The following is a 12396-nucleotide window of genomic DNA, read 5'->3' as shown; positions in this document are numbered from 1 at the left end:
ATATGACCAAAAAAAGGGGAATGAAGAAATGCAGAAATTAAAATGGGTTCTAGCTGCGACATCTCTTGCGGCTATGCTGGCAAGCAGTGCTGCCGCCGACGACAGCAAAATCGTCATTGGTGGTGCGCTTTCGCTCACTGGCGTTCAGGCTCCGCTTGATACGCCCGGCTATAAGGGCGCACAGGTTGCCGTCAAATTTTTGAACGACAATGGCGGCATTTTGGGCAAGCCGGTTGAGTTCATCAACATCGATGGCAAGTCCGATCCTGTGACAGTCGGAAACGTCGCAGTTGAACTGATTGACAAGGGCGCACAGGTCATTGTCGCGCCGTGCGACTTCGATTTCGGCAGCCCAGCAAGCCGTGAGGCACAGAACGCCGGGCTGGTCGGGATTTCCACCTGCGCCTCCGATCCGCTCTATAGCTCATGGTCGCTCGGCGACAAGCAATTCACCTTGTCGATGTGGAACACAACAATGGCTGCGACCGCCGCGGACTACGCTGCCAAGGAGCGTGGCTGGAAGACGGCGTATGTCGTGACAGACCAATACATCGCTTACACCAAGTCACTCTCAAAGTACTTTGTTGAGCAGTTCAAGGCCGACGGCGGCGAGATCATTCTCGAAGACACCTACACCAACGGCGATAATAACTTCTCCGCTCAGCTTTCCAGACTTAAGGCGCTCGGCAAGAAGCCGGACGTCATCTTCGTTTCCTCCTACGGCACGGACATCGCTGTGATCGTTCGCGCTCTTCGTGAGGTTGGCTACGATGCTCCCATCCTCGGCGGCGACGTCTATGACGATCCGGCGCTCCACCAAGCACTCGGCGAGAAGATGGGCAATAACATCTACTTCGTTACCCACACCTGGGCTGGCGAGGGCGCAAGCGAGGACATGAAAAAGTTTCAGGCCCTCTACAAGGACATGTTCAAGGTGGAGCCTGATACCGCCTTTGTCGCCACCGGTTGGGACACGATCATGATGATCGCCCAAGCGGCCAAGGCGGCGGGCTCCGTCGAGGGTGCCGCTCTGGCAAAGGGCCTTGAAGACCAGCAGTTCAAGCTTCTGACGGGCGATCTCGACTACGGCACGGCCGAGGAAGGCCATGTGCCGAACAAAGCCGCCGCGCTTGTTGAACTGCAGGGCGGCAAGCCGAAGTTCCTCGGTTGGCGCAAGCCCGAAAGTCTTCCGAAACCCTAACCCAACCGGCTGCCGGACCACAGGTTCGGCAGCCGATTCCTATAGGATTGGATATGAACGCAACGCTGACTGTAGCGGGCGCGACGGTTGAGTTTTCGGGGCTACGCGCGCTGGACAACGTCTCGCTTTCCCTCGCCCCTCGCGAGATCGTCGGCCTGATTGGTCCGAACGGCTCCGGCAAGACGACGCTTATCAACGCAATCACGGGACAGGTTCCGCTGTCCTCTGGATCGATCACCCTTGGTGAGAAAAAAATCTCCGGTCTGGCACCCCGGCAGATTGCCCTTGGCGGCATCAGCCGATCCTTTCAGATCGTTCGGTTGTTCAATAACATGACCGTCGTCGAGAACGTGGAGACGGCGGCGATCGCCCGCGGCGACAGTCTGCGAGACGCGCGCCGGAAGGCAGAACGACTGATCGAGGAGTTCAAGCTCGAGACAAAGGCGCACGATACTGCCGCGGCTCTAAACTACGGCGACAAGCGACGCGTCGAAATCGCCAGGGCACTTGCAGCAGATCCGCAGTTTCTGCTTCTCGACGAGCCAGCCGCCGGAATGAACGACGCGGAGACGGAGCTTTTGCTCCAAACCTTGACCAATTTGCCTGCGCAACGAGGTCTCGGCATCATGATCATCGATCATGACATGGCGCTCATCATGCGGCTCTGCCATCGCCTCCACGTGCTCGCTTCCGGGAAAACCATTGCCGCAGGAAGTGGAGAGGACGTACGTCGCCATCCGGAGGTTATCAAAGCTTATTTAGGCAGCGCGGGAGCTGAAGCACATGCTGCAAGTTAAAGATCTGGAAGTCCGTTACGGGGCCATCCGGGCGGTTCGTGGCGTCGATATCTCGGTCGCAAACGGCGAACTCGTTGCTCTGCTCGGGGCGAACGGCGCCGGCAAATCCTCGACCCTTATGTGCATCGCCGGTGCCGTGAAGCCGGCGGCGGGTACGGTGCATCTTGAGTCGGTTGCGATCGACGGCTCATCGCCGGAGCGCATCGTCCGACGCGGCCTTGCCACCGTGCCGGAAAACCGGGACGTCTTCCCCGACCTGACGGTCGCGGAAAATCTCCGGCTTGGCGCCTACATCCATCGCCGCGACATTCAGGGCAACAAGCAGAACCTGGAAAAACTACTCGACCTGTTCCCGAGGCTGGCGGAGCGCGCCAACCAGGCGGCAGGGACATTGTCGGGGGGCGAACAGCAGATGCTGGTGATCGCGCGTGCCTTGATGGCGCGGCCGTCCGTGCTCCTCCTCGATGAGCCGTCGCTTGGGCTCGCGCCGGCGATCGTCGAGCGGATTTACGAGATGATCGCGACCCTGAAGGCGACTGGCCTGACGATGCTCTTGGTCGAACAAAGCATGGCGACAGCGCTGTCGGTCGCCGACCGTGCCTACGTAATGCGTCTGGGAAAAATTGAATTCACAGGCACGGCCGCGGAAATTCGCTCGCACACCGATCTCGGTGCCATGTATCTGGGAGGTTGAGCAATGGCTTTTACAATTCAGTTTGTCATCGATGTACTTAGTCTCGGTGGGGCCTATGCCCTGATCGCTCTTGGCTTGGTGATCGTGTTCGGCATTTTGAAGCTCGTTAATTTCGCTTATGGCGAGCTCATCATGGTGACCGGCTACGGCCTTTACCTCGTCGGCGGCGCAGAAATTCCATGGATCGGGATGGCCATCCTGGCGATCTTGGTTGCTGTGATATTTGGTATCGCCACGGACTACATTGCCTTTCGGCCTGTGCGGGCAAAATCGATGACAGCGGTGCTGATCACCTCATTTGCATTCTCGAACCTGCTTCAGAACCTTGCGCTGTTGCTCATCTCGCCAAGGCCGCGCAACGTTCCTCTTCCTGCACTCTTCTCCGACACTGTCGAGATTTTCGGGGTGATAACGCCACTCAGGAACCTGATCACGATCGCCGCAGCTCTCGTGCTTCTGTCGGTCTTCGCGTGGCTCATGCAGAAGACAATCCTCGGGATAGCCATGCGGGCGGCGGCGACGAATTTCACGATGGCGCGCATGCTGGGCGTTCCGGCCAATCTCATCGTTTCCTCGGCCTTCGCCATGAGCGGCTTCATGGCAGGGGTCGCGGGTATCCTTTGGGTCGCCCGGATCGGGACGGTGGTGCCAGGCATCGGCGGCGAGCCTTTGCTGATCGCCTTCATCGCGACGGTGATCGGTGGCATGCGTAGCCTCCCAGGTGCTGTCCTTGGCGGCTTCCTTCTCGCGTTCATCGATACAACGCTCAATTACACCTTGCCGCAGGATCTCTTGAAATTCAGAGACGCTTTCACGTTCGCTCTGGTGATCATCATCCTTCTGTGGCGGCCGGAAGGGCTGCTGAAGGGCCCAGCCACCGGCGCACGGACCTAAGAGGAGGAAACCATGCAACGTCAACTTTACACGGCAGCCCTGCTTGCGCTGATCGTCGTGGTGATCGCGACCGCGACCACTATTCTCGGCATGACGCTATATCAGCGCATCGTCACCAATATGATGATCATGCTGGTCCTGGTGGTCAGTCTGCAAACCTTCATGGGAAATTCGGGCATCCTTTCCTTCGCGCACGTCGGCTTCATGGCGATCGGCGCCTATGTCTCCGCGGTATTCACGATCCCCGTGCAGATGAAGGGAATGGCACTGCCGGATCTCTACCCGTTCATGAAGGACATGCATCTGCCAGTCTATGCCGCCATCCTGCTTGGCGGTATTGTAGCCGCAATCGTCGCGGCGGTGGTTTCCTTCCCGTTGATGCGGCTTTCCGATTCAGCTGCCGTGATCACTTCCTTCGGCCTGCTCGTCGTGATCTATACCGTCACCAACAATTGGAGCGCGGTCACGAATGGCCCGCGAACTTTGTTCGGCCTGCCGAAGGCCACCGATCTTGGCATGGCGTCGGTGGCCGCGATCGGGGCCATTATCGTTGCAGTCTGGTTTAAGGAGTCGCGGACCGGCAAGCTGCTTCGCGCAAGTCGCGACGACGAGCGCGCCGCTGCAGCGATTGGAGCCAACATCCCTGTGCTTCGGTGGCGCGCCTTTGTGCTCGCCGCACTGCTGGCCGGCATTGGTGGCGGATTGTGGGGCCATTTCATCACCTCGTTTGCCCCCAAGGCATTTTATCTGAAGGAGACATTCCTGATCATCTCGATGCTGGTGATCGGTGGGACGAACACGGTGACAGGGGCTGTGGTTGGGACACTGCTCGTCACTTTCGTCTACGAGGGCTTGAGAGCTTTCGAAGGACAGCTCAACGCTCTCAACATTGCTGGTGGGCAAGTCGTCGGATTGACTGAGATCGTGCTTTCGCTGGGAATGATTGCCATTCTCGTGCTTCGACCAGGCGGCCTGATCGAGAACCGCGAATTAGGGAGCCTCTTTAATCAACGGAAGTCCCGCTCCATTGCGAGACCAACAACATTGACGGAATGGGAGGGATAAGTGAGACGCCGCAAACCGATCGCAACGACGGCAGATGTCGCCGCGCCGAAAGAGACGTTGTATGAGCGTGAAGCGCGCTCGGTCTCAAAGCTCGCCCATCTTCGGTTCTTTCCTCTCGCCGTGACCGGCGGCAAAGGCGCAACATTGCGCGGCGACGATGGGCGGATATTTATCGACTTCTCCGCTTCGTGGGGGGCCGCTTCTCTTGGACATTCGCATCCGGCGATCCGGTCCGCGGTGGACGCCGCGCTGCGCGACCAGGCGGGTGCGAGCTACCTTTCCAGCGCTAATCTACCTGCGATCGAGCTTGCTGAAATGCTTCTCGATCTTGCGCCGGCGCGGGCTGCGGGCAGGGTTTGGCTTGGTCATTCCGGATCCGACGCCAATGAGACGACAAGCCGCGTCGTACGAGCCGTCACAGGTCGCCCCGGCATCCTTGCGTTCAAGGGGGCCTATCATGGCGGGACAAGCGGTTCGATGGCATTTTCCGGGCACCCGTCGCAACAGGAAGCCCGGTCGCAACATCTGACACTCGTTCCATATCCGACGTCTTCTGCTGAAGTTGCCCTCAGAGCTATAGACGAAGCCATTGCCGTAAACCCGAATTATTACGGCGCTTTCTTTATCGAGCCAATCCAGTCGGATGGCGGCATGCTTGTTCCGCCGCCGGGCTTTTTCGAAGCGGTGCAACGTCGCTGCCGCGATAATGGCATCCTGCTGATCTCGGATGACGTGAAGGTTGGGATAGGCCGTACCGGCGTAATACATGCCTTCCAAAATTTTGGTATCGAGCCGGACGTGCTGGTCCTCGGCAAGGGCCTTGGTGGGGGGCTTCCCATTTCCGCTGTGATCGGCCCGGAGTGGCTGATGAATGATCGCGCAGCATTCTCGTTTCAGACATTGCATGGCAATCCCGTATGCGCGGCAGCAGCCGCCGCGGTCCTGCGCACGATCGAACGTGAGAAACTGCTCAGCAACTCCGCAAAGGTCGGCTACTGCCTTAAGGAATTGCTTAGTGAACTTGCTTTACGGCAACCGGCAATCGCGGAAGTACGGGGGATCGGCTTGGCGCTCGGAATCGAGTTGCGGGATGACGCCCTGCCGGGTATGACCGCTCGCGAACTGACAGCCCGCGTCGTCTATCGTGCCTTCCAGCTTGGACTGGTCGTTTATTACGTTGGCGTCAACTCGAACGTCATCGAGGTCACGCCGCCGCTCAACATCTCTCATGAGGAAGCAAGGCGTGGCGTTGAAATTCTCGAGCGGGCGATAGAAGACATTGTCTTGCGTGACATAGATTTGGGCGAATACCAGCAGTTCGGCGGTTGGTGACACCGCAGAGCGCGGGCCGGCAATTTGACGTATCTGAAGCGTCAGCTTCTGAAATCTGGGCTGGAAAATAGACGCGAGTTGGCCGGCTTTGGCCTCGCCGTCGACATCAAGGGGAGGCCTCGCCGCCCGACCGCAAGGTGGTCGCGTGCCGACGTTGATGCTTTGCCGGTCAGCGAGGAGTGTGATGAAAGCTTGGGTTCTGAGGCTCCCGGCGTCATGCCGGCCTGCGGGCAGGAGGCCCATGCTGCGATGGGATAATGCAGTGGCGGTACTGCTCAATCCCCAGAGCGCCCTTTTCCAGAACCGTTTGGATCATCTTTCAGTCAGTCGAGGAGGCTGAACCTGTCGGTGGACGCCGGATGGTGGAGCGAGGTCTTCTCGAGGATGTGAGCGCCGCAATCGGCAACCACGTCGTTCCATACAGGCCGACCGGACAGATTGGCGTGGCCCAAGGTTCTCCGGCATCCGCTATTTTCGACAGCGTTATGACAGGCGTTTCCGCGGAATTTTGGCGCGCTTGGTGACCGCACATTGGGCACGACCCACTTACGAGATGATTGTAAAGGGTCAGCTATCTGAGCAGTCAGGTTAATTGTCGATCGGAAGCGCGAAACTCGCCTTGACCCTGTCCATGACCACCAGCGTCTTGAACCCCTTGATGTCGTGATTCTCGTAGAAGAAGCGCCGTGTGAATTGCTCATAGCCCTCCATGTCCTTGGCGGTCACAACGAGAAGAAAATCCGCATCGCCAGTCACGTAGTAGCCGATCATCACTTCACGCGTATTGCGGATTGCAGCTTTGAAGCGATCGACAATATCTGCGCGCTCCCGTTCAAGCGAAACCAAAACGATCATGGTGACCGGCCGGCCGACCGCCTTGGGCGAGACGATCGACACGTCGGCTTCGATAACGCCTTGAGCCCGCAATCGCTTCAAACGGCGCTGGCAAGCTGTAGGAGAAAGATTTACCAACTCAGAAAGTTCTTCGGATGTCAGGCGATTGTTTTTTTGAAGAGCGTCCAGCAACGCCACATCGGCGCGGTCAAGTTCCATCATGGCGAAATCCTGCGCGAAGACTTTCGAGATTGCAGGAATCCTGCGTACAGCGCGCGGACGTCGATGTCAAACGCCTCGCTCAACTGTTTAAACTGTAGCCATCATGATCTCGTCGCCACCTCGGCAGCACGGGACATCTCTCTTTAAATCCCGAAAGCGACGACGGAAAGGGCAACCGATGACCATCAATATTAACGACATCGCTGAGAAGGACCGCAACTCGGTCCTGCATCCCTTCACGCAGTTGAAGGACTTTGCGACCGGCAAGCTCGGCGAACCGACGATCGTCGAGACGGGGAAGGGGATCCGCATCCAGGATGCGCATGGCAACCAGCTCATTGATGGCTTTGCCGGTCTTTATTGCGTGAATGTCGGCTATGGCCGCACCGAGGTTGCCGAGGCGATCTCGCGTCAGGCTTATCGCCTGGCCTATTACCATTCCTACGCTGCGCACACGACGGACGAGCTTGCGATCCTCTCCGACCGCCTCGTTAAGATGGCGCCCGGCAAGATGAGCAAGGTGTTCTATGGCATGTCCGGGTCGGACGCCAACGAGACCCAGGCCAAGCTCGTCTGGTACTACAACAACCTGCGCGGCAAGCCGACCAAGAAGAAGATCATCTCGCGCGAACGCGGCTATCACGGCTGCAGCGTGGTGTCCGGTTCGATGACCGGCATGAGCTTCTACCACGACCATATGGATCTGCCGTTGCCGCAGATCGATCATGCCGGTGTTCCGCACCACTACTGGGGTGCCAATCCCGGCGAGACCGAACGCGAATTCTCGGCCCGCCGTGCAGCCGAGCTCGACGAGATGATCGGAACGCTCGGGTCGGACAATGTTGGCGCCTTCATCGCCGAGCCGGTGCTCGGTACCGGTGGTATTACGCCGCCGCCGGAAGGCTACTGGGAAGCGATCCAGGCGGTGCTTAAGAAGCACGACGTGCTTTTGATCGCCGACGAAGTCATCACTGGCTTTGGCCGCACAGGCTCGATGTTCGGGTCACAGCATTACGGCATCAAACCGGACCTGATCACCGTCGCCAAGGGCCTGACTTCGGCTTACTTCCCGCTCTCCGCGTCGATCGTTGGTGAAAAGGTCTACAAGGTCATGGAAGAGGGAGCCGATAAGGTCGGTGCCTTCTCGCACGGCTATACCTATTCTGGACACCCGATCGGAGCGGCGGCCGCCAATGCAGTTCTCGACATCGTTGAGAAGGAAGATCTGCCGGGCAACGCCCGTGAAGTGGGCGGCTACTTCCAAGTTCAACTCAAGGAAAAGTTCGCACAGCTGCCGATCGTCGGTGAAGTGCGCGGCGTTGGCCTGATGGGCGCCATCGAGTTTGTCGGCGACCGTGAGAACAAGAAGCGCTTTGACCCGTCGCTGAAGGTCGGTGCCCGCGTCTCCAAGGCTGCTCGCGATCTTGGCCTCATTGCACGCGCCATGCCGCACGGCGACATCCTGGGCTTCGCGCCGCCGCTTGTCACCACCAAGGCAGAAGTCGACGAGATCGTCTCTATCGCTGAGAAGGCCGTGCGCTCGGTGATGGACGACCTCGTTCGCGACGGTCTGAAGATCTGATGGGGGCCGTTGGTAGGTTCCGATCCCAACGCCGTTCAGGCAGCGCAGATATCATTTGGACCGAAATATGGAACGGGCTGGCTCATCAAGCCAGCCCTGACGGATGAAGTTGTCCGTCGCATGGGGGCGTACCAAGGAATTGAAAGTCAGCCATGAGTGCTGTGAAACTTCATGTCACGACAAGCCCGGCGTCGATTGCCGTACAAAGCAACGGGCCGCTGTGGGGACGGTTGAGTCGACTGACGCGCAAGAGGAGTGAAGCCATGGCACACCTGCTTGCCGAATATTCCCATATCGAGGAGGTAGGCGCCCCCGGTACGTGCCAGACTACTAATTCTCGACTAGTTCGACAACAACAAGGAAGTGCGCCTATCCTGCGGGGCAAGCAGCCGCTGACGATCTACCGCCAAGTTCCAACGCCACGGGCCGGCAAGGGATAGAAGGAAGGAAACGTCGACCAGGAGAAATCATACCCAGCGGCCTCCCAAGACGAATGCTTGGTAGGACGGCCTCGCAATGTTGTCATTGCGGAACCGGTACGACCCTCGCAGGCAAGGTGCGCTGAACTGCCTCGGCGGCATTGCCTGAGAGCATTCAGCTGATGGCATCATTGTCGCCAGTCTCTTCCCGAGCGGTCGCGCTGAGATTGGCAACTAAAACTGACCCCCACCACTATGCGCGGTAAGCGAAAAACCGAGGCCGTTCAGGCGGATGGTTCAAGGCATGAGCGCGTCAGTTTCCGTGCGCAAAGTCTTATTGACAATATGTCAGACATTGTTAATGTCATACCCCTCTGAAGGCGACGAGGAGGGCACGCCAAGCATGGCCGTGGACAACTTCGCAGACACGTTCGTAACGCGTCCACTCGATGATCCGATTGACCTCTTGAAGCAGTTGATAGCGATCAACTCCGTCAACCCGGACCTAGTGGAGGGAGGTGATGGCGAAGCGAAGATTGGAGCATTCTGTACCAACTGGTTTCGCGAACACGGCTTTGAGGTTCATGTCTTGGAAGAGTGCCCAGGCCGTCCATCAATCGTTGGGATCGCGCGTGGGACCGGGGGAGGCCGTTCGCTTATGTTCAATGGTCATATCGATACGGTGTCTATCTCTGACTATGACGGACATCCGCTTGAACCGGTAATACGAGACGGCAAGCTTTTCGGTCGCGGGGCCTTTGATATGAAGGGTGGCGTGGCTGCAATGATGGTGGCTGCGGCGCGCGCGAAGAACCGGGGCGTCCGAGGGGATATTCTCGTCGCCTGTGTTGCCGACGAGGAATTTGCATCTTTTGGCAGCGAGCAGGTCGTTGCCCGATTTACCGCCGACGCCGCCATAGTTACCGAACCCAGTCATCTAGAGCTCATCGTCGCACATCGGGGTTTCGTCTGGTGCGAGGTTACTGTCCACGGTCGCGCAGCTCATGGCTCGCGTCGAGATTTAGGCGTCGACGCGATTACCAAAGCGGGCAAGTTCCTTGCAGCGTTGGAGGCCTATGATAATCAACTTCAGACATCGTCCTCACATGAAACTCTTGGAACTGGTTCAGTTCACGCCTCGTTGATAAGCGGCGGAAGGGAAATTTCCAGCTATCCAGCTGAGTGCCGAATATCGCTCGAGCGCCGCACCATTCCTGGGGAGACGCCTGATTCTGTTGCGGTGGAGCTTCAAGCCATTTTGGACACTCTCACGTCGAAAGACCCACATTTCCGCGCCACACTAACGGTCGGTCTCGACCGGCCTCCATTCTCGGTGGCCGCGATCGAACCGGTTGTCGTCACGCTTGACCGCGTTGCAACTAGGATAATGGGAGAAAAGCCAGTTCGGCGAGGCGAGCCGTTCTGGACCGATTGCGCCATTTTACAAGCCGCGGGCATTCCAAGTGTCATGTTTGGAGCAGGAGGCGGCGGAGCGCATGCACCCACTGAATGGGCCGACATCACGTCGGTCGAAGTCCTATGTGACATTCTTACCGATAGCGCGATCGAATTTTGCAAGTAGTCACCAGAGAAGAGGAGGACAAAAATGAACAGAAGTCTACTCATGGTCGTAGCAGCTGTAGCGCTTGGATTGGCTCATGGCGCCGCGGCCGAGGTCTTGATGGGTGTTGCCGGGCCCATTACTGGTCCGGGAGCAGCTTTTGGCGCCCAACTGCAGAGGGGCGCCCAGCTAGCTGTAGATGACATCAACGCCTTGGGCGGAATGAATCATGAGAATATTCGGCTTGAAGTAGGGGACGATGTTGCGGACCCAAAGCAAGGTATCTCAGTAGCAAATAAGTTCGTCACCGATGGAGTAAACTTCGTCGTTGGGCACTACAATTCTGGAATTTCCATTCCAACCTCGGATGTCTACGCTGAGAACGGGATACTTCAGATAAGCCCTTCTTCAATCAACCCAGACTTAACAGACCGTGGGCTTTGGAACGTGTTTCGTACTTGCGGCCGTGCGGACCAACAAGGTGCAGTCGCTGGTGTCTATGTATTAAAACATTTCAAAGCCGCGAAGATCGCCTTCATTCATAATAAGACACCGGTCGGGCAGGGCATGGTCGATGCCGTCAGGACGCAAGTGAATGCCGGTGGCCTGCAGGAAGTGGCTTACGAAGGAATCAACGTTGGAGACAAGGACTTCTCAGCGCTTATTTCCAAACTCAAGCAAGTTGGCGTATCGCTGGTCTACTACGGTGGCGATCATACGGAAGCGGCACTGATAACCCGACAGATGGCTGATCAAGGAATGAAAGCCAAGCTCATGGCCGGTGATGCGATCGCTACTGACGAATTCGCCGCCATCGCTGGCGATGCGACCGAGGGCACTTTGATGACTTTCCCGCCAGACCCACGCGAGAATCCAGCATCTGCCCAAATCGTCGAGAAATTTCGCCAATCAGGTTTCGAACCTGAATCGTATACCCTTTACTCGTATGCGGCCGTGCAAGTGATCGCCGCGGCCGCGAACGTAGCGGGCACAAACGACCCTGCGAAAGTGGCCGAGGCAATCAAAGCAAAAGGGCCTTTCAAAACGGTAATCGGTGATCTCAGCTATGACGCGAAGGGCGACATAACAAGAGCCGATTATATCGTCTACGAGTGGCGAAAAGGAAATGACGGGAAATACACGTACTTCGCGGTGAACAACTGACGATGATTTCGAAATCAGCCCGTCCATGTTCGGACGGAGGGGGAAACTTTAAAGCTCCGTCCGAGCTCTGAGTGAGGTGTCTGCAGGCTTTCCGACTGCAGAGGATCCAACAGCTAGGACGGCAACCTTTGCGTCTTTCATTCGACGCGGGTTCGTTTCAAAGCTGGTGGAGATGCAGATCGCAATCTGGCTACGCCCTCAACCGAGCAAAAGGCGCTGCTTGATGAGATCGCCGCGCTCTCGTCCCAAATCATTTCGACGACGGCAGCAACAAGAAATCGCTTTGGCCCAACGGCTGCCTACGCGGATCGTCGAAGAACGCATTGCGGAACTGCGCGAAACACGTGTCGAAGGGTTTCAACGGTTCGGGATGTTTGTCGCACGCCGGTCAAGCTCGCCCAGCTGCGGCACTACATCTCGACAAGTTATCCCACGCGGCGATGCATCTAATCGATGGAGGCCTCGCACAAACTGCGTCAAGGCAATTCGGGCTGTTAGATACGCTGACCTTGCCCCGTTGAAATAATCCATTTTGAAGTAAGCTCTGGCCCATTGAGAGGACCAGAGAATGAAGCGCAACCGTTTCACAGACGAACAGATCATTGGCATCCTGAAGGAGCACGAGGCGGGC

Annotated in this window: 10 protein-coding genes and 1 pseudogene; 10 read left to right on the top strand and 1 reads right to left on the bottom strand. The window is 57.6% G+C overall.

Annotation, left to right across the window (positions count from 1 at the left end; all coding sequences use genetic code 11):
• Positions 1–28 precede the first annotated feature (28 nt).
• The 6 genes from ATY79_RS16170 to ATY79_RS16145 are packed head-to-tail and all read left to right on the top strand — an operon-like array spanning position 29 to position 5983.
• A complete protein-coding gene (locus ATY79_RS16170) occupies positions 29–1201 on the top strand; it encodes an ABC transporter substrate-binding protein (protein ID WP_088704404.1) in 1173 nt (390 codons plus the stop codon).
• A 53-nt stretch (positions 1202–1254) separates the two neighbouring features.
• Entirely contained in the window at positions 1255–1998 is a 744-nt protein-coding gene (locus tag ATY79_RS16165; protein ID WP_088704403.1) for an ABC transporter ATP-binding protein, read from the top strand.
• Positions 1985–2692, top strand: coding sequence for an ABC transporter ATP-binding protein (locus ATY79_RS16160; protein WP_088704402.1), 708 nt, complete (start codon positions 1985–1987; stop codon positions 2690–2692). Before ATY79_RS16165 ends, ATY79_RS16160 begins: the two co-directional genes overlap by 14 nt.
• A 3-nt stretch (positions 2693–2695) precedes the next feature.
• Complete coding sequence (locus ATY79_RS16155; RefSeq protein WP_088704401.1) at positions 2696–3586, top strand: branched-chain amino acid ABC transporter permease; 891 nt, start codon at positions 2696–2698, stop codon at positions 3584–3586.
• 12 nt (positions 3587–3598) lie between these two features.
• Positions 3599–4651, top strand: a complete 1053-nt coding sequence (locus ATY79_RS16150) for a branched-chain amino acid ABC transporter permease (protein ID WP_088704400.1) — start codon at positions 3599–3601, stop codon at positions 4649–4651.
• Positions 4652–5983 carry an aminotransferase class III-fold pyridoxal phosphate-dependent enzyme gene (locus ATY79_RS16145; protein ID WP_245312393.1) on the top strand — a complete coding sequence of 444 codons (1332 nt, stop codon included), beginning with the start codon at positions 4652–4654 and terminating at the stop codon, positions 5981–5983. It abuts the gene before it with no gap.
• Positions 5984–6571: 588 nt separating this feature from the next.
• Here the strand turns inward: ATY79_RS16145 and ATY79_RS16135 are convergent.
• Complete coding sequence (locus ATY79_RS16135; protein ID WP_088704398.1) at positions 6572–7039, bottom strand: Lrp/AsnC family transcriptional regulator; 468 nt, start codon at positions 7037–7039, stop codon at positions 6572–6574.
• A 178-nt stretch (positions 7040–7217) separates the two neighbouring features.
• Here ATY79_RS16135 and ATY79_RS16130 point away from each other — a divergent pair, with 178 nt between their 5' ends.
• From ATY79_RS16130 to ATY79_RS16115, 4 genes and pseudogenes are all read left to right on the top strand, one after another.
• Positions 7218–8621: an aspartate aminotransferase family protein gene (locus ATY79_RS16130; RefSeq protein ID WP_088704397.1), complete on the top strand. Its 1404-nt coding sequence runs from the start codon at positions 7218–7220 to the stop codon at positions 8619–8621.
• Positions 8622–9443: 822 nt separating this feature from the next.
• Positions 9444–10622: an ArgE/DapE family deacylase gene (locus tag ATY79_RS16125; RefSeq protein WP_088704396.1), complete on the top strand. Its 1179-nt coding sequence runs from the start codon at positions 9444–9446 to the stop codon at positions 10620–10622.
• 24 nt (positions 10623–10646) lie between these two features.
• Complete coding sequence (locus ATY79_RS16120) at positions 10647–11765, top strand: branched-chain amino acid ABC transporter substrate-binding protein (RefSeq protein ID WP_088704395.1); 1119 nt, start codon at positions 10647–10649, stop codon at positions 11763–11765.
• Between the two features lie 177 nt (positions 11766–11942).
• Positions 11943–12238, top strand: a pseudogene (locus ATY79_RS16115) (DUF3422 family protein); the annotation flags it as partial.
• Between the last annotated feature and the right edge of the window lie 158 nt (positions 12239–12396).

This window comes from Rhizobium sp. R693 (assembly GCF_002211315.1).
Taxonomy (GTDB): Bacteria; Pseudomonadota; Alphaproteobacteria; order Rhizobiales; family Rhizobiaceae; genus Rhizobium.
The sequence above is the reverse complement of the archived record's forward strand: the minus strand, read 5'-3'. Positions and strand labels throughout refer to the sequence as shown.